27 protein-coding genes are annotated in these 24,334 nt (G+C 37.4%); 6 read left to right on the top strand and 21 right to left on the bottom strand.

Annotated features, from left to right (window positions below):
* Positions 1–6: 6 nt before the first annotated feature.
* The 3 genes from MKJ01_RS10365 to MKJ01_RS10355 all read right to left on the bottom strand — a co-directional run bounded on the left by MKJ01_RS10365 (position 7) and on the right by MKJ01_RS10355 (position 1,908).
* Positions 7–897 (bottom strand): BRCT domain-containing protein, encoded by an 891-nt coding sequence (locus tag MKJ01_RS10365; protein WP_241613643.1) that lies wholly within the window; start codon positions 895–897, stop codon positions 7–9.
* Positions 898–1,292: 395 nt separating this feature from the next.
* Positions 1,293–1,622: a hypothetical protein gene (locus MKJ01_RS10360; protein ID WP_241613645.1), complete on the bottom strand. Its 330-nt coding sequence runs from the start codon at positions 1,620–1,622 to the stop codon at positions 1,293–1,295.
* A 28-nt stretch (positions 1,623–1,650) separates the two neighbouring features.
* Positions 1,651–1,908, bottom strand: coding sequence for a helix-turn-helix domain-containing protein (locus MKJ01_RS10355; RefSeq protein ID WP_241613647.1), 258 nt, complete (start codon positions 1,906–1,908; stop codon positions 1,651–1,653).
* A 640-nt stretch (positions 1,909–2,548) separates the two neighbouring features.
* Between MKJ01_RS10355 and MKJ01_RS10350 the strand changes: the two genes are divergently transcribed.
* From MKJ01_RS10350 to MKJ01_RS10340, 3 genes are all read left to right on the top strand, one after another.
* On the top strand, positions 2,549–3,364 hold the full coding sequence (locus tag MKJ01_RS10350; protein ID WP_241613649.1) for a helix-turn-helix transcriptional regulator: 816 nt from the start codon (positions 2,549–2,551) through the stop codon (positions 3,362–3,364).
* Between the two features lie 126 nt (positions 3,365–3,490).
* A complete protein-coding gene (locus MKJ01_RS10345) occupies positions 3,491–3,973 on the top strand; it encodes a DUF6265 family protein (RefSeq protein WP_241613651.1) in 483 nt (160 codons plus the stop codon).
* Positions 3,974–4,042: 69 nt separating this feature from the next.
* Entirely contained in the window at positions 4,043–5,203 is a 1,161-nt protein-coding gene (locus MKJ01_RS10340) for a serine hydrolase (protein ID WP_241613653.1), read from the top strand.
* 108 nt (positions 5,204–5,311) lie between these two features.
* Here MKJ01_RS10340 and MKJ01_RS10335 read toward each other — a convergent pair whose 3' ends face one another.
* The 7 genes from MKJ01_RS10335 to MKJ01_RS10305 all read right to left on the bottom strand — a co-directional run bounded on the left by MKJ01_RS10335 (position 5,312) and on the right by MKJ01_RS10305 (position 10,451).
* Entirely contained in the window at positions 5,312–5,563 is a 252-nt protein-coding gene (locus MKJ01_RS10335) for a YetF domain-containing protein (protein ID WP_241613655.1), read from the bottom strand.
* Complete coding sequence (locus MKJ01_RS10330) at positions 5,551–5,838, bottom strand: DUF421 domain-containing protein (protein ID WP_241613658.1); 288 nt, start codon at positions 5,836–5,838, stop codon at positions 5,551–5,553. Before MKJ01_RS10330 ends, MKJ01_RS10335 begins: the two co-directional genes overlap by 13 nt.
* Positions 5,839–5,987: 149 nt before the next feature.
* Positions 5,988–7,703, bottom strand: coding sequence for a serine hydrolase domain-containing protein (locus MKJ01_RS10325; protein ID WP_241613660.1), 1,716 nt, complete (start codon positions 7,701–7,703; stop codon positions 5,988–5,990).
* A gap of 92 nt (positions 7,704–7,795) precedes the next feature.
* Positions 7,796–8,584 carry a hypothetical protein gene (locus tag MKJ01_RS10320; protein WP_241613662.1) on the bottom strand — a complete coding sequence of 263 codons (789 nt, stop codon included), beginning with the start codon at positions 8,582–8,584 and terminating at the stop codon, positions 7,796–7,798.
* A 380-nt stretch (positions 8,585–8,964) separates the two neighbouring features.
* Positions 8,965–9,486, bottom strand: a complete 522-nt coding sequence (locus MKJ01_RS10315; RefSeq protein ID WP_241613665.1) for an AAA family ATPase — start codon at positions 9,484–9,486, stop codon at positions 8,965–8,967.
* 20 nt (positions 9,487–9,506) lie between these two features.
* Positions 9,507–9,830: a hypothetical protein gene (locus tag MKJ01_RS10310; protein ID WP_241613666.1), complete on the bottom strand. Its 324-nt coding sequence runs from the start codon at positions 9,828–9,830 to the stop codon at positions 9,507–9,509.
* A gap of 81 nt (positions 9,831–9,911) precedes the next feature.
* Positions 9,912–10,451, bottom strand: a complete 540-nt coding sequence (locus MKJ01_RS10305; RefSeq protein ID WP_241613668.1) for a Crp/Fnr family transcriptional regulator — start codon at positions 10,449–10,451, stop codon at positions 9,912–9,914.
* Between the two features lie 374 nt (positions 10,452–10,825).
* Between MKJ01_RS10305 and MKJ01_RS10300 the strand changes: the two genes are divergently transcribed.
* Positions 10,826–11,983, top strand: coding sequence for a serine hydrolase (locus MKJ01_RS10300; protein ID WP_241613669.1), 1,158 nt, complete (start codon positions 10,826–10,828; stop codon positions 11,981–11,983).
* Here MKJ01_RS10300 and MKJ01_RS10295 read toward each other — a convergent pair.
* On the bottom strand, positions 11,955–12,569 hold the full coding sequence (locus MKJ01_RS10295; protein ID WP_241613671.1) for an alpha-ketoglutarate-dependent dioxygenase AlkB: 615 nt from the start codon (positions 12,567–12,569) through the stop codon (positions 11,955–11,957). The genes MKJ01_RS10300 and MKJ01_RS10295 overlap by 29 nt on opposite strands.
* A 39-nt stretch (positions 12,570–12,608) precedes the next feature.
* Positions 12,609–13,385, bottom strand: a complete 777-nt coding sequence (locus MKJ01_RS10290) for a LexA family transcriptional regulator (RefSeq protein WP_241613673.1) — start codon at positions 13,383–13,385, stop codon at positions 12,609–12,611.
* Positions 13,386–13,447: 62 nt separating this feature from the next.
* On the opposite strand from MKJ01_RS10290, the gene dinB reads away from it, so the two are divergent.
* Together dinB and MKJ01_RS10280 are read left to right on the top strand one after the other, a co-directional pair.
* Entirely contained in the window at positions 13,448–14,593 is a 1,146-nt protein-coding gene (gene dinB / locus MKJ01_RS10285; protein WP_241613675.1) for a DNA polymerase IV, read from the top strand.
* Between the two features lie 12 nt (positions 14,594–14,605).
* Entirely contained in the window at positions 14,606–17,659 is a 3,054-nt protein-coding gene (locus MKJ01_RS10280) for a DNA polymerase III subunit alpha (RefSeq protein ID WP_241613677.1), read from the top strand.
* Between the two features lie 88 nt (positions 17,660–17,747).
* Here the strand turns inward: MKJ01_RS10280 and arsB are convergent, their stop codons facing one another.
* From arsB to MKJ01_RS10235, 9 genes are all read right to left on the bottom strand, one after another.
* Complete coding sequence (gene arsB / locus MKJ01_RS10275) at positions 17,748–18,773, bottom strand: ACR3 family arsenite efflux transporter (RefSeq protein WP_241613679.1); 1,026 nt, start codon at positions 18,771–18,773, stop codon at positions 17,748–17,750.
* A gap of 5 nt (positions 18,774–18,778) precedes the next feature.
* On the bottom strand, positions 18,779–19,390 hold the full coding sequence (locus MKJ01_RS10270; protein WP_241613682.1) for a hypothetical protein: 612 nt from the start codon (positions 19,388–19,390) through the stop codon (positions 18,779–18,781).
* 25 nt (positions 19,391–19,415) lie between these two features.
* On the bottom strand, positions 19,416–19,907 hold the full coding sequence (locus MKJ01_RS10265) for a GNAT family N-acetyltransferase (RefSeq protein WP_241613683.1): 492 nt from the start codon (positions 19,905–19,907) through the stop codon (positions 19,416–19,418).
* Between the two features lie 14 nt (positions 19,908–19,921).
* Positions 19,922–20,386 (bottom strand): DUF6428 family protein, encoded by a 465-nt coding sequence (locus MKJ01_RS10260; protein ID WP_241613685.1) that lies wholly within the window; start codon positions 20,384–20,386, stop codon positions 19,922–19,924.
* A 65-nt stretch (positions 20,387–20,451) separates the two neighbouring features.
* Positions 20,452–20,781, bottom strand: coding sequence for a helix-turn-helix transcriptional regulator (locus MKJ01_RS10255; RefSeq protein WP_241613687.1), 330 nt, complete (start codon positions 20,779–20,781; stop codon positions 20,452–20,454).
* 92 nt (positions 20,782–20,873) lie between these two features.
* Entirely contained in the window at positions 20,874–21,734 is an 861-nt protein-coding gene (locus MKJ01_RS10250; protein WP_241613689.1) for a toprim domain-containing protein, read from the bottom strand.
* A gap of 441 nt (positions 21,735–22,175) precedes the next feature.
* A complete protein-coding gene (locus MKJ01_RS10245; RefSeq protein ID WP_241613691.1) occupies positions 22,176–23,270 on the bottom strand; it encodes a hypothetical protein in 1,095 nt (364 codons plus the stop codon).
* A 33-nt stretch (positions 23,271–23,303) separates the two neighbouring features.
* Entirely contained in the window at positions 23,304–24,014 is a 711-nt protein-coding gene (locus tag MKJ01_RS10240; RefSeq protein ID WP_241613693.1) for an Lrp/AsnC family transcriptional regulator, read from the bottom strand.
* 3 nt (positions 24,015–24,017) lie between these two features.
* Positions 24,018–24,275 carry a DUF3853 family protein gene (locus tag MKJ01_RS10235; protein ID WP_241613695.1) on the bottom strand — a complete coding sequence of 86 codons (258 nt, stop codon included), beginning with the start codon at positions 24,273–24,275 and terminating at the stop codon, positions 24,018–24,020.
* Positions 24,276–24,334 lie beyond the last annotated feature (59 nt).

Raw genomic sequence — 24,334 nt, 5'->3', positions numbered from 1 at the left:
CCTACTTTATATGGCGTCAAACACATCAAATTCGTGAACCAAAACAATGGTATGTCCTGACTTTCTCAAGTCCAATGCTTTTTCTACTTTTCTACCATAGCAGGCATAGCTCCAGCAAGCATTGCTGGTATCGCCAATAATCAAATAATCTGTTTTTTTTGAAATAGAATTTACAGGAATGCCTCCTTTATCTTTAATGGCATTCTGAAGTTCAGTTCTGGTTCCTCTGCTGAGAATTCCTGTGACACAGAACGTTTTATTTTCAAAAATAATCTCAGGATCAACTGCGCATATTCCGGAAATATTTATATCGGCCGTTGCTCTCTCAATTGATGCTTTTACCTCACTATTGCTAAGTTCAACGAATTGCTTGATAAATGCCATCAGTATTAATCTCTCGTCTTCATCAATCTTCTTATCAGAAACCACCGAAAGAACAAGACTTCGTATTTCATCATAAGGATAATAGGAATTCAGATGCTCATTTTCTGAAAGCCATTCGTGAAGTTTAAAAATTTCTGTATCATTGAGTTCTCCATCAGATAAGATTCCGTGAAAAATCCCTTGGAGCTGTTGCAAATCAGAAGTAATACCATTATAGTAGATACTGTCGTGTTCATATTTTTGACAAAGCCAATAAAGGTCTTCGATAGCTTCCTTTGGCGGAATACCGTTTGACACTGTATTATCAATCAGCGACATAAATTCCCGAAAAGGATTTCTGTTCACTAAATAATGGTGTTCTCTTGCCCATAACTGCAATTCCTTCATCTCATAAGAGTCTATTTTATCATCGGAAATGATTCCTAATAAAATTCCTTTGAGAGAATTGATTGCCTTATCAGCTCTTGCTTTAACGGTCACGATTTGCTGTTCCGAGTTTTCAAAGTTTGCCATAGTTTTTAATTCCTGTTTATTAGAGATTCCAATATTTGGAATCTAGCAAAATTAAATTATTAGTTTTAGTGAGATTTACGGTTTTCCGTAATTATAACTTTTAAATCTTTAAAATTAATTAAAATTTTGATTAAACTTAAATTTTGGGAAATTTATGAACGTCAAAAAATATGGTACAACCACATATATATACAAAATAAAATAAGAGTATTGGAAAGAAAGATATCACTATTTTTTATTACAACTTATCTGTTGAATCTTTTTATTAAAACCGTTTTAGTTTATAAATTATGAGTAAATAGGCCTTTAAAAAAATGGAACTCAGTATAGATTAACGTTAATGTTTCACTCTCTTAAGAAATCCCAAACACTGATTGGGATTTCTTATTTAGAAGCTAGTAAGTTTTATTTTTCCTTCCACCAACCTTCAACTCTCCACCAAAATCCACCATCACCACCTGACTTCCCTGAAACGGATTATAAGACGGCTGATAATCAATATAGCCCGAAGAATGAAGATTCTTCAGGCATTTATGGTAGGTAGCTTTTGAACGAATTTTACTAATGCGCATCACCTCATCACGGGAAATACTGACCGGATTTCGGAAGCGGCTGAAGTTCCAGAACTGGAATAAGGCTAAATAGAGGCTGATGTGTGATGGATTAAGCGAATTGTCCTGAGCCACCTTTTCGTAGAAAGCCGTGAGGTGTTTAATATAATTCATAATTTGGTTTCGGTGATGTGAAATATCATTACTTCTTTTTCAGCATTTCTTCGATGTCTTTGTAATTGTAATATAGTGTTCCGCCAATACGAGTGTAAGATAAGGTTCCATTAATGCGGAGATTTTGCAAGGTTCCGGAAGAAATTTTCAGAAGTGCTTTGACCTCTGACGAACGCAGCCATAGTTTCTGCTGGGAAATTTTTATTTGAAACAGGTTTTGTAGGTCTTCCAGCAATTCGGTTCTAAATTCCTGAAGGTCTTCTTTGGTGATTAGGTTTACGATCATAACTACTTCATTTTTGTTTTTGACTTAGTTTTCTTCTACAAAGTTGTAGCATTAAAACATTGAAAACAATAGTGTTAGAGGAGTGTGGGCTAAATAAGAACAATCTGGATGATGCAGGAATCTTTTGGAGATTAAAAAAGAATAAATTGGAATCTACCATATTGTTTACAATGAAAAAAGACGAGTTCCGAAGTCTTTTCCCCTTTTGCAAAAAGGCAAGAGAGTCTTTGGATGTACAACTTGAAAAGTTTGTATATAAAAAGACACATCTTGCTACTTATACCGCTATTTTTTTCAGAGCTCTGAAATGAAACTGCATTTAATTGATTATTAATAAGTTGCAATAATTACTTTTGAAAAGAAAAAAAGCAGAAAAAACAATAACATCAGGGTTGTTCAATTTTTGAGCCGCATTAACAGTACCCGGCTCAAATTCTGAGCCGGCTTTGGGATGAGCGGCTTACTTTTTGAGCCGGTTCTAAGCTGACCTGTGCACATTTTGCGCAGGTTTCCAGCTAACCTGTATTTAAATTACGCAGGTTTATGATAGATTATCCATCAATCTCTTGTGCGAAGATTGATTATATTTGAATCACTATGAAGTTTTTAGGTAGAATAATTTTTATCAAAAAGAAGCCAAATGAATTACCAGACATTTGAACCGGATCAGGACTTGACAACATTTATCAGATGTTATTGGACATTGGAAAGCCCGAAAGAAGAAACGCCTGAAAAGCAAACCATCGTTCCTGACGGATGTATGGAGATGATCTTTCATTATGGTGATCTATACAAACAATACTTGAATAATGGGAATAGCATTATCCAGCCCAGATGTTTTGTCATCGGTCAACTGACACGACCACTTGACATAGAGCCTACTGGCGAAACCGGAATTTTCTCCGTCCGCTTTCATCCGGAAGGATTTTTGCCTTTTACCATTAATTCCATAAAGGAGATGGAAAATACAGCCGTTTCATTGGAAAAGCTGTTTGGAAAGGATGGGCAGGAAATTGAGCAACAGGTTTTAAATGCCAATTCCATTCTGGAGAAAATAAAGATTGTTGAAAAATTTTTACTGGATCGACTGACTGACATAGAAAACATTGACCGCATTGTCAAATCAACGGTTGAAACGATTATAACAGCCAACGGGCAACTCTCGGTTGACGAATTGTCCACGCTTACCCAAGTTAATCGAAGACAATTGTTACGGAAATTTTCTTCAGCCATTGGTCTAAGTCCGAAACAACTATCCAGGACAATTCGATTACAAGCTGCGCTCAAAATGTTGTTGAATGATCAGTTTTCCAACCTCGCTGAATTGGCTTACGAAAACGAGTATTACGACCAGGCACACTTTATCAAAGAATTTAAAGAATTTACCGGATCTACGCCCAAAGAATTTTATGGCACTCACCTCAAAATGTCTTCACTTTTTTACGGAACGGATTAGACTTGTCCCATTTTTACAATTTTAGTTTTCAAAAGCATTGCAACTTTGTCATCTAAACTTTCAGCAAGGAAGTTATCCCGTGTTTGGAAATTAAATAAAATGACAATCATTCAATGAGCTAAAATTATGAAAACAGGAACAAAATTTTTTATTACGGTTGTTAGTTTGGCTATTCTATATGCCTGGACAATAAAAAGGACAAACGACATTCAAAAAGCTGAATGGCTGATTGGGACCTGGGAAAATAAAACCCAAAGAGGCAGTATCTATGAAACCTGGACCAAGGCTGGCAATAATGAATTTTCGGGAAAAAGTTATAGTATCAAAGACCAAGACACGATTGTTTTTGAAAATATCCGCCTATTGCAGGAAAATAAAAAGTTGTTTTACATTCCGACTGTTAAAAACCAAAATGATGATTTGCCTGTTCGTTTTGCCGCCAAAACCATTTCTGAAGATCAATTGGTCTTTGAAAATCCACAACACGACTTTCCGCAGATCATCGCTTACACAAAAATCACTTCAGATTCATTGATAGCCGAAATTTCAGGAACAAAAAACGGACAGAAACGCAAACAGACCTTTCCAATGAAAAGAGTGAAAAGATAAAAACGTAATTAATATTTTATTGCAGCTGATTATTATTTCGGATATTTGAATATTGGCTAATTAAAATTTATGGGAAATACTATTCACCTAAAAAGCTTCTTCTCATTTACCTTGTTGATCGTCTGTTTGGGAATGATTTTCTCTTGTTCGGCAACCAGGCACTCTCAGAATTCAATTCTTCATACGACAGATCCGATGTATGAAGAAATTGAAACATTAAGTAATGAGCTTACCGTAAAGAATAATGTTCCCGGAGTTGCAGTAGCCGTGATTCGGGATGGAAAGATTGCCTGGATACAATCGAGCGGTTATGCGGATCTTGCAAGCAAAAAACCAGTAACTTCTGAAACGATCTTTAATATTGGCTCTATTTCCAAGCTGGTATCTGCCTGGGGCTTTATGCAGCTTACTGAAAAAGGTCTTATTAAACTGGATGATCCCGTTGATCAATATCTAACCCGGTGGCATCTGCCGGAATCCGAATTTGACAGATCAAAAGTAACACTGAGACGGATCTTAAGCCATACCGCAGGACTTTCGGTCCACGATTACGGAGGATCAGACCAAGGAATAACACTGCTTAGTCTGGAAGAATCATTAAACGGAAAAACCAAACGCAATGGTGAAACCGTACATCTTATCAGCGAGCCGGGAACTAAATGGGACTATTCCGGGGGAGGCTACACTCTTGCACAACTGCTCCTTGAAGAGAGAACGAAACAGAGTTTTGCCACCTATATGAAAAGTAATATCTTCCTGCCACTTGGAATGAAGAATACCAATTATGAATGGACAGCAGAAATGATGGCTACTTCAGCAACGGCATATGATGAGAATGGTAATCCTATAAAAAACCGGATCTTCACTGAAAAAGCAGCGGCAGGACTTCAGACCACGATCAAAGATCTGGCACATTTTGCAGAATTGTCAATTAACCGTGATCCAAAACAATTGAATAAAGTTTTGAAACCTGAAACCATCAAGTTAATGGAAAAGCCTGTCCTCCCATCTTCCAACGAAGGTGAAAGCGGGCTGGGATATCGGTTTATGAATTATGAAGGTTTCAGAACCATAGGGCATACCGGCGAAAATGTAGGCTGGAGTGCAGCTCTATTTTTGGACCTGCCAACTAAGAGCGGTATCATTATTCTATGCAACGGATCTAATGGTGACCGGGTTTGGTTTCCGATCTACCAAAGCTGGCTAAAAACAGTTAAGACGAAAAAATAGATTTTCAAAATAGTGCCTCCTAAAACGATTCTTTAGTGAAGTAAAACTGTTAAATACAAGTATCAAATTGTTTCATAAAGATATTACTTCGTACAGAGCATCTATGTTTTACTGACCGTCAGGAATATCAAGATCCTCTAAAGAACTTTTACCGCCTGGAGTATCCGATCTTTTGATGACACTGATCTCTCCATTGAGCTCGATGACAACTGCCAGAACATCATCTAACTTTTCAATTCCTTCCTGACGCACTACAGCGTTGATTTCATCAACCGTTATAGCCTCGGTGCTCATATTGTCTTTGAGGTATTTGCCTTTATAGAACAATAAGCGTGGAGAGGAATTGATCAGATGTTCCATCTTATCGGATGTACTGGCAGTTTTGCGAACAGGTATTGTAATGCTATTATAAGAAATAACACCATTACACCTTCTGCTAAGGGAACCATCGCAAGAATCATATAGGCCAATGTGGAACCCAGAGCGACCGTGACCACAAAATCAAAAGCGTTGAACTTGGCCAGTGTCCTTTTACCTGAGATCCTGATGAAAAGGAATAGAATGACAAAAGAGGCAATCGTCATCAGTGCGACCTGTCCAAGTTTTTCCCAATTTTCAAGTAGCAAATCTTCCATTTATTATCTTTATCATTAGTGTTGATAAAATAATGCCAGAAATGACCTGAAATGAGAATGGTCTTCACACAAATGTTTACGATACAATCTCTTCTTCAAAGTTGTCTACCGACTCTGTGTGAACAAATGCAATATTAGCTGTTGATATTTCATCTGTCCTTTCTAAATGTCAAACCCGCAAAGTCAACTACTTTTTGGTCATCTTTTTCAGAGAAGCTAACATTAAATCCTCCGAAACCCGCATTTATGCCACAGGTAACAGCATGATCAGGTGTTATTATACGTAAAGGTATATGTCTTACACTACCAAATGTTGTAAGCTTCATCATCAAAACGTTGTCTTCCGATATATAAATTTCAACTTCTTTGAATTTTGTATCGCCAATCAGCATTTGATATCCGAAATGCTTGTATTTTCCAGTTTTATTCTCCCACACAGAGCGATCGACGTTTTTGAGTTTTAGTCCGGATTCGTACTCACGATCTCCAATTCTTTGAAATAAAAAATTTTCGTTATTCACTTTCTTGAAAACAAATCTTTTGTTGCTCCTTTCCACTAAGCTATCATTTGGAAATATTTCAGTAGGTAGAAATTCATCCCTCGATAAAGGAGTGAGAAAATATTGTCTTTCCCCATCAATAAGCCTAAGACGGTCTTTTTCTAAAATGACCTTTATATAATCTTCGTCTTGAGCATAATTACCTAAATACCTTTTCAGGCTGTGCCGGGATAATCTGATATGAGTTGAAGAACTATGAATTTTTCCTGTTATGGGAGCAGGAAACAGGTCGCTGATACTCAATTGGTACTTGTTCAGGAAACTGAAACAAAATTCTTCTGCAATTGCGCCACCTTCTGCTGAGTTTGTCATTACAATCACCGCAAATTTACTTTTGGGAATCAATAGCAGTTTTGCCTGTGCAAATCCGGCACTTCCCGCATGGTACACAGCAAAATTGGAATCATTCTTAAACATAAACCATCCTAATCCTTTTTTATTACTTTCAATAGGTACATTTTGGTTTTGCAGTGAAAACATTTCATGAATAGTTCGGGAATCTATTATCGAAGAACTTTCTCCGTTATAGGCTTTCATCAGTTCGATCGCATATTTGGAAAAGTCATTGATGTTGGTATAAATCCCGCCGGATGCAATATCCCGCAATTCATATTCTTCCACTTCATTTCCACCAAGATAGATCTTCGAACGATATTTTAAGCCATCCATTGCAAATCCGGATCGGCTCATGCCAAGCGGGGCAAAAATATTTTGATGGACATAGTCCGCATAATCTTGTTTGCTTACTGCTTTCACCAAAGTTCCTAAAATATTATAACCTGCATTTGAATATAAACCTACCATACCTGGCGGATAGGTAATATAGGTATTATTGATATAACCTAATACGTCAGTGTACTTTCCAGATCTCAGATCTGAATTCTTCCATATGTCGGCTTGAATACCTGATGTGTGGGTAAGAACGGATCTTATCGTAATATCCCTTATGTCGATATTTTTTGTTTTAGGCCTGAAATCAGTGAGATAGCTGTTTAATGGATTGTTTATATTTAATGATCCTTTTTGCTGAAGCTGCATCACGCTTAACGAAGTAAATGTTTTGGTTATTGAGCCCATATTGACGACCGTATTGGCTGTCATGGGTACTTTGTTCAATTTGTCTGCGTATCCGAATCCGTTTGACCAGATCACTGAATCATTTACGATGATCGCAGCACTTAGACCAACGCTGTTTTTGTTTTGCAGCAGATTCTTATTAAAGAATTCGTCAGATGATTGCGCGAGTTTCCTAATACTGAAGCTATTATCTGTCTGTGCTTCAGTCTTTGAAAAAATAAAAAACACAAAAAGTATAATTGATGATCTACTTAATTTTTTGAATGGCATCTTTATTCAAGTTTCAGCGGTTTTATAATAACCCTTGTTAGTTAAAGGGTTTATTTATTCTCAATTTTTTCCAAGCTAATTATAATTTTTTCATCTTTAGGAAGTAAATATTGTAAACAAACAAATCCCAATTGTTCATTGAAATACGATGTTAAAAAAGTTTTTCCAATTTTCGAGGAACAACTCGATTTTGTCTCAATTGTATTTATGGTACCAAATGGTAATATGATCTTTTTATCTTTTAGCGTGTTTTCATAAACACATTTCAGGTTCAATTTACCTTTCCAGGTAATGTCTTTTAATTCGTTCCAATGTTCACCAATTTTTAAATTCCATTTGTATTTTTTAGACTCATTAGGTTTTACGTATGGAAATGGCGAAAATTGTAATATTTGGAAAGCATTCATTCGGAAAGGATGCAACCAGACATTTGTATTATTTTCTATAACACCGGTAAGTTCACTGGTTATTGTTTTTTTATTAGAATTTAAATGAGATAAAATAATTTCTGTTTGGCTATAATCCGGATGGTCTTGGAATATCGGACCTTTTGTTTTCAGTGTTTTGATACTCAATAGATCAATTGCCTTATCATCTTTTGAATTATATTTTAATAATGAAAAAATACTGTCACTGTCAATTTTATATTTCAATGAATCATCGCCTTTAACTATCTGATAAGTATAAAAGTATTCTCTATTGGATAAATATATATTATTATCATAATTGTAAGGATTTTCATTTTCATTATTTTGTGGATTCTCAATAAAAATACCTTTAGATGAAATGCAGGAGTTCAGTAATAGTATTAGACTCAAAAAGCTGATCGATCTTATCATTTCAGTGTGATAGTGTTTGTATTAGCTTGCAGATAATGGAACAAATATGGACGAAGTGCCTGAAGGAGACTTCCGATGAGCAGTCAAATCAACATGATTATTCTCATAACTATTTGTTTTTGAAGGTTTCAAATTCAAATATAGTTATTTAAAGAAGCCGAATAGGGAAAAAGTGAATTATAGCGTACGAAATTACCCATCGTCAATTTTTTGCTCAATTAACTATTTTTAGAAGTGCGGGCAAAAATGAAGGAAAGGTCCAGTTTCAACCAAACGAGGCTAATACATTTTCAATGCAGTGAAATTATAGAAAGAAAACGTAATTGAAAAGTAGTCGCGACCAAATATTACAAATAGAGAATAAGAGTGTAAATAAGGTTCTATTTTTCCATATTAGTTATCTTATCCAATATTTGCTTTTTCCGGTTCTCTAAAGTTCCGGTTACTTCAAGGATTTCATTGCTGAAATCTCCGATCCAATCCTCTAAAATATCATTTACTTCCTGTCTTAGATTCGGCAGATCCGATTCCTGGCAAACTATTAGATTAACTTTTTCTATGGGGACAAAAACCAAAAGGTCAATCTCAGCAATTGCCGCGGACATCTCTTTATAGAGATCGGATATATTTTTCTTTTTGCCAACCGCATAAACATACGCCAAGAGGTCTAATGGACAACGGTCAAAAATCACATTGTCTCCACTATTCTGTAGCTGTTCTACAGAAAAATTGAATTGCTCAATATAATCGTCCAATGTCGGTATTTCTGAAAACAAATATCCTTCCTTCTCAAGTTGTAAGTAAGGTTCAATTATAAATTCATGATCAGGTAAACTATCAGCGATCTCTTCTGCCAAAGTTGTTTTTCCGACTCGATGTGAGCCTGTAAAATCTATTCGCATAATGAATGTTTTAAAACTTTTTAATTCAATGTTTCTCCAAAAGTTATTAAATTATTATCGGGATCAAGAATGGAGAATTCTTTTTGTCCCCAAGGTTTTTCCGCTAAATGACCATTGGGATGTATCGGAACTTTATTTTCAATGAAAGTATTGTACAGGTTTTCGATGGATGTTGTACGGATATAGATCTGCCCATAATTGTCGTCCGGAACAAGATCTTTAAATTCAAAAAAATGCAATTGCAGATCATCTTTTTGTAGCATTAAGTAATGATCAAATTCATTTCCGAAAACCGTAAAACCTAATTTTTTATAAAAATCTGAAGTCAATTCTTTTTGCCTCATTGGCAATTTTCAATAATATCAGTGATCATTTTTTTTCTTTCAAATTTCTATAATTAATCTCGAAGAAGCACTTGACTGAAATCAAAAAAACACATTAGCCCTTACCCGGCTCAAAGTTTCCTGGCGCATTTTCAAATAAGAAGCGATCATATTCAAAGGGAAAATTTTTATGATCTGAGGTTTATTGCTAAGAAGGTAATTATACTTTTCAGTCGGATTCAGATTGCTGTCATAAATATGGATTTTAGTAGACAAAGAATTGAAGATCTTGTTGAGTTGCAAAAAGTTTTGAGAAATCGAGATCAGTTTATGTAAGCTTTCCAACTTTAGCTCTACAACTTCAGATCTAGCAAATGCCTTTATCATTGTATTAGAAGGAATTTGATTTGTCAAACTATCAAAATTGAAAACCCAATTATTCTGAATATTTAGATCAATAATTTTTTCTTCATCATCTATTGTTTGAACTTGAAAAAGAGCTCCGGTTTTAATAAAGAAAACCGATTTTGAAATTTCACCTTCGGCAAGTAGAATTTCATTTTTTTCGACGGTTTTGATTTCAATATTCTGATTAAACAATTGCACTTCAAAATCCGAAAAAACTCCCAGGCTTCTTAACATATTCTAATAATTAGCGATCAGTTATCAAATTTACACAATAATCACTTCTCTTTAATTTGATCCAATCTATTCTTTATAGATTCGATGGTTCTCAGTCCGTTAGTTTCGATAAAATGGGCTAAAAGCAACTTTCGGCGGACATTTTTCATTAGTGAATCTCTATTTTGTTTAAGTTCAATGTAGAAATTGGTAAGCAAATCTGCATGCTTATCAAAACGGATAAGTGACACCTAACTTTCATCGTCTGACTTTCTTTTATACGTAGACTATCCTTTGACTCAGACTGATGCAATCATCGTTAAGGAAAGTGATTATCATGTAACAATTTGATTGTTACGATTGTCATTAGTGTAAGTAACCACTAAATATTTCAAATGAAAAAGCCATTTCAGATCATCAAGTTAGTATTGCTGCTCTCTGCAGTATTATTTTCACAGCAGACGATTGCTCAATTACCAACTGATAATCGGTTAAAGACGCCTTTAGATTCATTGGTACAGCGTTCAGTTGCTGCGTTTATGCAAAATAATTCCAGAGTCGGTATTTCAGTAGGTATCATAAAAAATGGGAAGAAGTTTATTTATAATTACGGCTCGACTCAAAGAGACAAGCAGGATCTTCCGACAGAAAATACCATATACGAACTGGCTTCCATTACAAAGACATTCGGTGCTACGCTACTGGCAAAGGCCGTTCTCGACAAGAAGGTAAAACTGAATGATGATATAAGAAAATATCTGAAGGACGACTATCCTAACTTGGAATATAATGGAACACCGATCACTTTGCTGAATTTGGCCAATCTTACATCGGGACTACCCAATTGGATGCCTGATAAGGATCTATTTGGAAAGGCAGACCCGGACGATATACCCTACATTTTAGATTCTGTCCATACGATATATAGCGGACAGGATCTCTATCGGGATCTCCATCAGGTGAAATTAAAGGTGTTACCAGGAAGTATTTCGAGGCATTGTAATACCGCAGCACAATTGTTGGGATACATAATGGAGCGTGTTTATAATGACAATTACGAAAATCTTCTGAAAAAATATTTTGCAAAGCCATTAAAGATGAAAAATACCTATCTGCTGAAATCCGGGGAAGTCCCATTAAAAATGGCAAAGGGCTACGATGGCAAAGGGCGAATAATGCCTGTGATTGATTGGGAAGACCTTAGAGTAGCAGCCAGCATCGCATCCTCCACTTCAGATATGTTGAAATATATGGCCTTCCAACTGAATGAAAAAGATCCCGTTGTATCTCTGAGCCATCAGCCTACTTTTGGTAAAATGGAAGACGGAGCTATTGCACTCAACTGGAAGGTGAAAAAAACAGAAGATGGCAGGAGAAGTATCTCACATACAGGAGGAAGCCTGGGATTCAGCAGCTATATGGTCTTTTATCCTGACTTGAATTCCGGTATTGTTCTGTTGTCAAATGAAGCCGACCCAGCCACACAAAATGAACTGATTAATTTGGCAGACAAGATAATGATCCCTATAACGCGTGGATCAACCGGAAGGTAAGGTTTATCCTTGGTTCCATTTGTAATCTGGATTTAGCGATCCTGTGCTCCCAATGTTCCTGAAGATCTCCCTTCATAATAAGCAACGAACCGTGAGGAAGCGGCAGACTGTATTTGCTTTGATGATGATCTTTTTTCCTGAAATCAAAATTTCTGGTTTGCCCAAGGCTAATCGATGCGATAACAGGTCGTTTACCATAACGGCTCTCCTTATCCCTATGCCACGCTACTGAATCATTATTGTCACGGTAAAGGTTCAACAGCACACCATTGAATTGATAGCCGAATTCTTTCTCTATCCTTTCTTTCAAAGAAAACAATTCAGGAGTCCAGGAATTGGAACTTAAAGTATTGTTATCTGCAGAATCATATGATTTCCTGTCATCACCATACCAAGCTGTCAGACGCGGTGTTATTACTGTTTTGTCGTACATTTTCTGAGTACGCTGTTCCCACGGTGCAGAATGAAGCAGTTTATCTTTTAAAAGATCAGCTTCATCCCTATTTAAAAAATGTTCCCTGAATTCCAAAAGGTCTTTCGGAAATTCATATAATTCTTCGGAATTGAATAAGGTTAACTGCTCCATAATCTATAATTCTTTTTATGTTACCTTCTGCTCTAAAGCTCAATTCTTATTTCCGATCTTTTCTTTGATCTGTTTTATATCAGTTTTGATCTCTGCAATGAAGCTTTGAATATTACGCTCTGCAAACTCATCAGGCGCATATTCTTTTGTACTGATACTACAGGCAAATTCCCAGATCTCTTTGATCTCAGGTAATGGAATTTTATAAGGTTCGTAAAAACTATTGTCAGCCTTGACCCAAATTCCATCCGCTTCGTGAAACTGAAATCTTTTATAACTGATACCATTATTAGTAGTAATAAAAACATAAGTCCGGTCCGTTTTAAGATCAGAAAGATTTTCAACATATCTTCCCACGATATAAGTTCCGTTCTTATAGGGAGGCATGGAATCCCCGTCAGCAGGAAATGCCCTGAACTTACCGCCCTTCAAGAACGGTAAAGATATGGTATCAAGACCTTCTATGTATTCCGGGTCACTATAACCGTTCAAGTACCCCATTGAAGCCTTTTGCGGAATGATCTCGATCTGATCGTTCCCATCCTGATCGACCCTGATAGGCAGAACGCTCCTGTTGTCAGGAAGTTCCATGATCTCATCGATGGAATATTTGCTGACATTTATTTTCAGCAGTAGATCGATACTGATATTATAATATTTCGAGATCTTGACCAAGATCTCAAGAGGTGGCTCTGTGGCATCGTCTTCATATTTTGCGTACCTGCCACGGGTTATTGAAAGATCATCAGCAACCTTCTGTTGTGAATGGCCCAGCTTACCTCTCAAATACCGCATATTTTCTGATAAAATTGACATTGCTATGATTTATAGCAACAAATATACAATTTTTTGCTACAAAACATAATAATTTTGTCAACATGAATCGCGCGATTGCCCATATGGACCTTGACACATTCTTCGTCTCCTGTGAGAGACTGAAGAACTCCGAACTTGTTGGAAAGCCGCTTATCATTGGTGGCGGAGACAGAGGAGTGGTAGCATCCTGCTCTTATGAAACACGATATTTTGGGGTGCGAAGTGCCATGCCGATAAAGATGGCTTTAAGGCTTTGCCCGGAAGCAAAGGTAATCCGGGGCGATATGGAAATGTACTCCAATATGTCGCATATCGTTACAGAGATCATACAGGAAAAAGTCCCTGTTCTTGAAAAGGCAAGTGTTGATGAATTCTATCTTGATCTTTCCGGGATGGATAAATTTTTCGGTTGTTATCAATGGACCACTGAAATTGCAGAGGCTGTCAGAAAAAATACTGGTCTGCCCATCAGCTTTGCCTTATCCACCAATAAAACTGTTTCCAAAATCGGAACCGGGGAATCGAAGCCCATCGGAAAACTTGAAATTCCTGAGCAGAACATCAAGCCCTTTCTGAATCCACTTTCCATAAAGAAGATTCCAATGGTTGGGAATGTCACTTTTCAACTCTTATCCAGATTAGGAGTCAGAACCATTGAAACCCTATCGGAAACACCGATTGAAGTTTTGCACCAGCTGATCGGAAAAAACGGGCAGGAACTCTGGAAGAAAGCCAACGGCATTGATGAAACGCCAGTTATTCCCCATTCCGAAAGAAAGTCCATCTCAAAGGAAAATACATTTTCACAGGATACCATCGATATCACCGCCATAAAGAGCATACTGTCAGGAATGGTGGAACACTTATGCTTCCAGCTCCGTCAGGAGAAGTGGCTGACATCTACCGTTGTGGTAAAGATTCGGTATTCCAATTTCGATACGGAGACCAAGCAATACATGATCCCTTACACTTCATCCGACCATACGCTGCTCAGGTATGCATTAGAATTATTTGAAAAGGTCTACAACCGCAGGATGCGAATCAGGCTGATAGGGATAAAATTTACCGGATTAGTTCACGGCTGTCACCAGATGAACCTGTTTGAAGATACGGAAGAGCTTATCAGTCTTTATCAAACGTTGGACAAAATTAAAACGAGATTCGGTTCAGATAGCGTTGGCCGGGCATCCGCATTTTTAAACCAATAAATTCACGATGTTATGTTCATCAATTGTCATTCTTTCCACAGCTTACGCTACGGCACTATTTCCGTAAAAGAACTGGTTCAGCAGTGTGTTGATCTGGGAATCGGTGCGTCTGCTTTGACCGACATCAATTGTATCTCCGGCATTTATGATTTTCACAGGTTATGTGAAAGAAGCAACATAAGGCCAGTCGTGGGTGTGGATATAAGAAATGACAATAGACAGTATTATATCTGCCTGGCAAAAAATCAATCAGGTATTGGTGAGATCAACAGGCTTTTGACACAGCATAATTGTGAAGGAAAGGACTTGCCTGTACATCACCCTGATCTGTCGGAGGTCTTTGTCGTATACCCTCTGAGCAATTATCCTGAGAAACTGGGCAGAAACGAATACATCGGGATACGTCCCGAAGAGATCAATCTTTTGATCAATCCCAGCCTGAGAAAGTATCTGCCAAGAATGGTCATGTTACAGCCGGTAACTTTTACAACAAAGAGAGAATATAGACTGCATAAGATCCTGCGTGCCATCGACCGGAATACCCTGGTCACTAAGCTTGAAGAAAATGATATATGCGGCCCAAACGAGAAGCTGATCTCAAAGGATGAGCTTTTAAAGAATTACCATCATTATCCACAGATCATTGAAAATACGAAACAATTACTGGAACAATGCCATTTCCATTTTGATTATAAGACCCCTAAAAACAAAAAGAACTTTACAGAAAGTAAAGACAGCGATATAAAGCTTTTGAAGGAACTTGCCTATAAAGGGTTTATTAAGAGATATCCTGATGATGACGGAAAGGCAAGAGCACGGATGGACAAGGAACTTGATGTCATTGATCAGCTGAATTTCTGTGCTTACTTTCTCATCACATGGGACATCATACAGTACAGCAATCGGATGGGGTTTATGCATGTCGGTCGCGGAAGCGGTGCCAATAGTATTGTGGCCTACTGTCTTGGCATTACAGACATCTGCCCGCTGGAGCTTGATCTGTACTTTGAACGCTTTCTGAATCTGAACCGGAAAACACCGCCGGATTTTGATATCGACTGGAGCTGGCAGAACAGGGATACGATTTTACAATACATCTTTGATAAATATGGAAAAGACCACGTGGCATTTTGCGGAACAAATGTCGAGTTTAAATACAGATCGATCTTCCGTGAGGTGGGAAAAGCATTTGGTCTGCCAAAAGAGGAGCTTGACGAGCTTGCCACCAGATCTATTGAGCAGCACGATATTAATTCGGTGTCAGCAATGGTTCACAAATATGGAAAGCTTTTAGAGAAATTTCCAAACCAGAGAAGTATGCACTCTTGCGGGATTCTAATCTCTGAAGAGCCCATCACCAATTACTCCGCATTGGAAATGCCGCCGAAAGGATTTCCGATCGTCCAGTTCGATATGCACGTGGCTGAGGAAATCGGTCTGGAAAAATTCGACATCCTTTCCCAGCGGGGCTTAGGAACCATCAAAGATACGGTAAAACTCATCGAAGAGAAACGAGGTATCAAAGTTGATATCCGTGATGTGAGCTTGTCAAAAGATGAAGAGAAATGCAATGAATTTCTGAGCAGGGGAAAAACAATCGGTTGCTTCTATATTGAAAGTCCTGCTATGCGCGGACTTCTCCGAAGATTAAAATGCAACAATTATAAAGTATTGGTAGCAGCATCATCCATCATACGTCCGGGCGTGGCACAAAGCGGAATGATGAAGGAATATATTTTCCGCCATAATAATCCTGATCAATTTGAATATTTCCATCCGGTTTTTGAAAAGGAACTGGGAGAGACTTACGGGATTATGGTTTACCAGGAGGATGTTATCAAAATCGCCCTTCATTTCGGAGGCCTCTCCCCTGCTGACGGCGATGTATTACGCCGGGCGATGAGCGGCAAAGGACGTTCGCTCTCTGCCCTGCAGAAAGTCAAAGACCATTTCTTCGAATCCTGTAAAGCCCTGGGTCATCCGGAGCAGCTCTCCAAAGAGGTCTATCGCCAGATAGAATCCTTTGCAGGCTATTCATTCTGCAAGGCCCATTCGGCATCCTATGCGGTAGAAAGCTACCAAAGTCTTTATCTGAAGGTGTACTACCCTATTGAATTTATGGTTTCGGCGATCAATAATGGCGGCGGTTTCTACAGAACAGAGGTATATGCCCATGAAGCGAAAATGTCAGGTGCAACCATATTAAACCCTTGTGTCAATCTAAGTGAATACCAGACTACGGTTTATGAAAAAAACGTCTATTTAGGATTGATGCACATCGAAAAGCTCGAAAGCAAAATCGCGGTTTTAATTCCTGAAGAACGAAAAAATAATGGTGATTATACCTCCCTGGAAAACTTTGTCAAAAGAATCCCCATTGGTATCGAGACCTTACAAACTTTAATATTCATAGGAGCATTCAGGTTTACCGGAAAGCAAAAGCACGAACTGTTAATTGAAGCCCGATTTCTTTTAGCAGGAAACAGGCCGAGTTTTAAGCATTTGACATTACTGGAAGAACCGCAAAAAGAATACACACTTCCAAAAGTACAAAGGCATCCTTTGGAGGATGCTTTTGACGAAATTGAGATCTTGGGATTTCCGGTTTCGGTAAGTCCGTTCGACTTATTACAAACCAAATACAGAGGCAGCGTGATGGCAAAGGACCTGACGAAATACCACAAGAAGCAGGTCAAGATGTTGGCCTATCTGATTTCCCGAAAGCACGTTCCGACAAAAAGAGGAACAATGTTTTTCGGTACTTGGATCGATGCGGAAGGTGAATATTTTGATACAGCGCATTTCCCTGACAATCTAACTCAATATCCTTTTCAAGGTGGTGGATGTTATTTATTATTAGGAACCGTGGAGGTCGATTTTCACTTTCCCACCATAACCATTTTAAAAATGGCAAAAATGCCTTTCATTCATGACCCCCGATATACTTTGGATAAAGACAAAGCGTACGAAGCTTATAACAATATCAGGGAAGATGTCAGCATGACCTTTAGAAAGCCTTATCCACAGGAACATGAGATCGGATTACCAAGAAGGAAGATGAATTAATTAACTCAAATCTCTAAATCTTATTATTTTTTCATTCTGATTTTCAGTTTGTTCAGATCTTTGTACAACGGAAAAAATAATGGTAATATCAGTATTTATTTTTTAAACTCAAACTTGCTTTTACAAGTAATATAAGCACAGGAACTTCCACTAATGGTCCGATAACCCCTACAAAAGCCTGCGGAGAATGAATTCCGAAAACTGCTATTGCTACAGCTATCGCTAATTCAAAGTTGTTCCCTGTAGCGGTAAATGCGATTGAGGCATTTTTATCATAGGGGATATTTAAAGATTTATTGATAAAGAAGCTGACAAAAAACATCATTACAAAATAGATAACCAACGGTACGGCAACTTTTATCACATCCATTGGCAGCTCCAATATTTTGTCTCCTTTCAGACTAAACATTATTACAATGGTAAATAGTAAAGCATACAATGTAACAGGTGATATTCTTGGAACAAATTTTCTGTTATACCATTCTATACCTTTTGATTTGATAAGATAGTAACGACTTAGAAAACCTGTTAAAAATGGAACCCCTAAATAAATCAATACACTCTCTGAAACATCTTTCATTGATACCGTTACGTTGAAGTTGGCCAGTCCTAATTTGCTTGGTAATACATTGATAAACAGCCAAACTAAAAAGCTGTAAAAAACCACCTGAAATATACTGTTCAATGCAACCAGCATAGCGGTATATTCTCTGTTGGCTTTTGCCAGATCACTCCAGACAATTACCATTGCAATACATCTCGCCAAACCTATCAGTATCAATCCTGTCATATAATCGGGTTCATTTCGTAAAAACAAAACTGCTAATCCGAACATCAGCACAGTCCCAACAAACCAATTGAGAAATAATGAAATACCTATTACTTTTTTATCTTTGAATGCTTGAGGTAATAGTGAATAATCAACTTTTGCCAAAGGGGGGTACATCATCAAAATAAGACCAATTGCCAATGGAATATTTGTCGTTCCTACGGACATCGCATTTGTAATTTGTGAAATTGAAGGAAAGAAATATCCTAAGCCTATACCTGCTGCCATTGCAAGGAATATCCATAAGGTAAGGTAGCGGTCAAGAAATTTTAGCTTTGGTTGCATAAAAACTATTTTTTTATCTTAGAGAAAACGTAGAACATTACAGAAGCGATCTGCAAACTTCTTTCTGCATATACTTGTGACTGCTGTGGTGTGTTATCGGAGATTTTAGGATCTTCGAATGTGATAGGGATTCTTTTCTCTGCTCCTGCTATGAAAGGACAACCACCGTCTGCTTGTGAACAGGTCATAATTGCGGCAAAACCGGATGTAGGATTGAACGCACTATCATATCTTTTTGAAAATCCAATTACAGGTAACGAATCATCATTATACTTGATAGCATATACAGGGTTATTTTCATCCGCAATTTTGAAAATGTTAAAACCTTGATTTACGAGTGTCTCAGCCACTTTTGGAAATAATGCCGTTTCTTCCGTACCTCCCGAATAACAACGCACATTTGGAATATTAAAATAGGCAGCTCCAGCTTGCGCCCAGATTTGTGAGAGGTGACTTCTGCGTGAATTATGGGTACAAATGAAAACGAGATTAATATCTTTTCCTTCATCCATTTTTTGCTGTACAAAATCAATTAATGACTGCAATGTAATTTTTCTTTCTTCACTAATGCTTTGATGTTGTAATTGCTGTATAGTATTGGTTAATTCTGGATACATAGTCTTTATTTAAGCTTTATTCTTATTAATCTATTCCGATATTTTTGCTTCTGCGTTCCATAAGAACGTTATCTTTCCAAATCCCATTTTTCTTACCGATCTTTTCTCGGTAACCAACTAATCGGAATCCACATTTCTCGTGTAGCTTGATACTGCCTTCATTTTCGGCGAATATACCGGACTGTAATGTCCATATCCCGTTTTCTTCGCTTTGTTGGATTAATTCTGTCAAAAGAGTTTTTCCGATTCCTTTACCTCGTGCATCCGTTGCAACATAAACGCTTACTTCAGCTACACCCGAATAGACACATCGGCTTGAAACAGGTGTCAAAGACGTCCAGCCAAGCATCTTATCATTATCATAAATGCTGATTCTACAAAAATCGAGATGTTTTTTATCCCATTCTTCCCATTGTGGAGAATCGTTTTGAAAAGTGGCTATATTGGTTGCCAATCCCTGTTTGTAGATTTCTATGACTTCCGAAAAATTGTCTTTAGTTATAGGTCTGATTTCCATTACGCTTTCTTTTTTTAGCAACAACCCGAATTAGGAGTACAGCACGAAGTATTCAAATCAGAAATTTTGACATTTTGTTTTCCTTCAGGAACTCCGCAAGCTTCATTAGCCAGACAAGCAGTTTGTTTATTTTTCAGAACAAAATTATTTCCGTTAAAATCTAAATCATACTTACCGATAGTTTCGCTTTGATATTCAACCTCTATCTCTAAATCTTCGATTCCCAGTTTGTCTTCACACAGTGAGATGATGTCCAAGAGTTTGGTCGGCTTCAATCTATGCTCAAAGTCGTTCGCATCCCACAATTGGAAATTGACAACCTTTTCATTTCTGGTATTGCCACCGCAGTCTATGAAATGTTTTGTAATAACTCCTATTTCTGTAACGTGAAAATGCTCAGGAACAAATTTCCCGTTTTCTAATTGAAATTCTACATTGTTCAATTTTGGTAAGATTTCTTTGATGTTTGATAGTTTCATAATAATTAATGTTTATTTAATTTATATATTGCAATATGACGATGTTAAATGGATAAAAAAAATTGTTAGCAACATTGCCCAACTTTTACATCTTGTTCAAAGAATTGATTGAACAATACCTGAATCTTTTTCCATTTTTTATCTTCGATACAATAGCAAACTGATTTCCCTTCGATAGTTCCTTGAATAATCCCGATACTTTTCAATTCTTTCAAATGTTGAGAGATGGTCGCCTGTGCTAGTCCAAGTTCGTCCACTAAGTCATTACAAATACAGGCTTTCTGATTAATGATGTATTGGAGGATTGCGATTCTTGCAGGATGTGCCAAAACTTTAAAGAGAGAAGCTAGATTATTTTGCTCGTCTGTGAAGATTTCTGTTTTAGTAAGTCCCATAATTGATATTTTTATATTGCAATATTACGATAATAAAAATTAATAGTAAAATTATAATCTAATTTTTTTAAATTATAAAAAACAGCAATAAGTTAAAAATCATTTAAACTGTTTGCATTTTTAATAAACCAATCATTCATATCTTTAAAATCGTAATACATTAAAGAGCAATCTTCTACATTAGTATATTCTTTTTTAATTTTTGATGCAACAAACTTTCCGTTTTTGTCATTGTCAAGATAAAGCAAGATTTTCTCATATGTATCTAATATTTTCTCAGCTTTAAAAAGCATAGCCGTAGAGTTTAAAATTAAACAATCGCAGGTCAAACCTAATTTACATTCAAGATTCCTAAAGGTTAAATAGTCAAAGCAGCCTTCGAAAACTGCCACCTCATGATTCATATTCTTTGAATTACTGATCCAACTTACATCTTTCGCACCGAGACAGATTTTAGCATACTTGTTCCTTATTTCAAAACCACCGGAATCGTTTTTAAATCCGATCCCGAAATACTTTTTTCCATTAAGTTCATAATGCACCTCCCTAACGCACTTCTTTTGCTCAGAAACTTTTCTCGAATCCAGATATTGAATCAATGCAGGGTGCCTGACTTCGTCTACTTTTAGTATTGTGTAAGAAGTTTTAGGTTGTATCTCTTCAGCAAACCGTTCAATATTAACCGTAAAATTAAACGATGCAAGGTATTCCAATGCTTCCGCAACGGAGCATTTTTTTATTTGCCGCACAACAGAAATTACATCGTAACTCTTCCCTGTTCCAAAATCAAAAGCGATATTCTTAATAAAATCCACACAAAGACTTGGAATAGTCTCTTCTCTGTCCAACGCAAAGTAAAAAGCGGTTCTGCGATTTTCTTTGACAGGAAAAAGGTTGAATGATTCCAGCAACGAACGGATGCTGATATTTTGTTTGATTTTTCCGCAATTCATTTTTTTCTTTTTTAAAGCACGTTTCTCTTACCAATTTCTTTTTAAATAAAAAATAACTTTTCATCCTTTTCACTCTACTTTTAGCTATTTGGTGTACTGCAATCTTAGAAACCGCTTGGATGATTTTAGGAATGAGTCCAATTCCGATATGGAGATCAGTTCATTTCCGAAATTAAAATGAGTATAAATTCGAAAAAGCACCGTTTTTGAAATGAGTGCAAATCCGTTTTCAATTACAACCAATTCTTCAGATCAGAACCTTATCCGCAATCTTGAGGTATAATCAACAAACGGCAAGCTTACCAGACTTTCAGGAATGAGTCCAAGTCCGATATCAGATTCCTTATGCTTGTTTTGTTAATACGTCATTAACTTCAGCGAGCGCAATTCCGAATTTGAAAGCAGTACAATTCCGAAATACGGATGAGTACCAATCCGAATTCACAGGATAACCGGATAGCCATTCGGCAGCAGTTTTCCGATCTTGCTTTCACGATAGAGTTTAATCATATTCTTTTGGATCTCCATCAAAAATCTTCTGCCCTGGAATTCGGTAGAACTTTTCCCTTTTAACCTGGACGTTCTGATCAATTGCCTGAATGCCTTTTCAATCAGCTCGCGTGTCTGCAGAATATTTTTATACTGGTAGGAAAACTGCAACATTTCATCCTCTTGTAAACCATATCTTTTCCTGAAATACCTTAGCCGTCTCGTAATATCAATTGGCACGTTATCCGGTTCTACCCTTTTTTCAGGAACGGCATCCGTTGCGTACGGTATGATTGAGATCATATCCCCTTTATATTTAAAGTGGAATGATAAACTATTATACCGATCAAGATTTGATCTGGCGGGCTTTAGAAATTTAAAGCACAGGTCGTTAGCTGTTTTGTAGTTGAGTCCGAACTTTCTGTTCAATGTAGAGAGCTTCAGAGCTGTGCCGGTCGGTGGAATTTTTGACAGCCAAATCGCAAAGATGATATGCTTGTTGTTCCTAATGTTGTACACCAGGTTATACAGCACATAATTATACTGTGGAATGACCATCAGCTTTTTCAGCCAGTAGCTGCTAATCAAGAAACTGGTATAGCCGCGATGCTCATAGCTTGGTGTTGAGATAAGACCTCCGAACGTTCGAATCTCCTTTCCCCGGGAATTGACCGCTCGGTACCAGCCCATCCTGAACCTGGCCAGAAATTCATAGGCATCAATGACCTGCCTGGTGGAACCGCTGGGTGAGATCTTATGGTTTTTGATTTTCATCACGGCAAAAACATTGTTGTCGGTCTCGAATTCCTCATTAAACAAAGAAAGTTGTTGCGGTCGGTCTTCCGGTCGGAACTGCTCGCTGCTGATGGTTGCAATGATATTGAATATGACACGCAATGCATTGATCGGAATATCAGCCGCTTCCTGATCCTCGAATATAAAATCATCTACGAAACCATTTCCCAGTCTGATTCTTTCCGGCTCCTTCCCTGTCCTTGCTGTATATTCTTTTCTGACAATTCTTCTGTCCTTCTGAGGGAATGTCATATCCTTCTTATTTTTTAATTATTCTGACAACACTTACAATTCAGGGTCTACTTTGGGATGCCGGATATCGGGTATCCTGTCAATCGTCAGTTGAGAATCTTTACCTCCGGATTTCAGAAACGGCAATATATTTTTGAGCGATGTACGCCAATTGGTAATAACCCTTCCCGAGTCGCTTTTCCAGTCATTGAATAACCAGTTTGAATATTTATCTTTGATAATGTCATCAAGTTCAGGACTGTAGGCATCCAGTGACCTGGCGTACATTAAAAATTCCTGGAGGTCCGGCACCATTCTTTTTCCCTTTAAAGACTCCCGGGATACAGACGTTGGATCTTTGTCACCAATGGTATCAGCAGTCTCGGACTTATTTTTCTCTTCGCTTCGAAAACGAATTTCATTCTCTTTAGTGAAAACAATGGGCTCTACGACATCATTTGACGTTTCATCACAATTGGTTTCGTCGATAGGATAATTAACAATCAGCCTGTAGCTTGCTGCAACACCGCTTACGGCTGTATATTGAACCAATCCCGAATCCCTAAGCTTTTCCCTGGCTGTTTTTATGGTTGCCCTGCTAAGCCCCAGCCTTTTCCCCAGCTCAACATCAGACATCATGAACTGATAAGAATCCTTTTCTTTTGCGATATTAAGCAGATATAGGTACAGGGAAGTTACAGCAGTCCCGGGCTTGAACCTGTCACTGAATATCCAGAAGCGGTCGATAAGCTCAACATAGTACATCGTTTATTTTTTTCCGAACAGCTGTAAAGCTTTTTCCTTATCGATGATGATAATATTACCGTTTTGAATGATTGCCTTATCCAATATGCCCGAAGACTTAACCTCAGACGCTTTCGAAACAGAGCATCCAAGAATCTTGGCAAGGCCTTTAAGCCCATACTCATATTTCTTCTCTGTATTCAAATTTTGGGACACTTCAAGAAATTCAGCAACGGTCAGCTGCCATATCGGCGTCTTAGGATCAATACTTTTCTTTTCCATAGCTTTTAAGATTATCGTCTTGTGATAAAATAATCACAAGACAAAATTCCAAAAGCAAT

The organism is Chryseobacterium sp. SSA4.19, assembly GCF_022601875.1.
Classification (GTDB): Bacteria; Bacteroidota; Bacteroidia; order Flavobacteriales; family Weeksellaceae; genus Chryseobacterium.
Note: the sequence above shows the minus strand (reverse complement) of the source record. Positions and strands in the feature narration are given on the sequence as shown.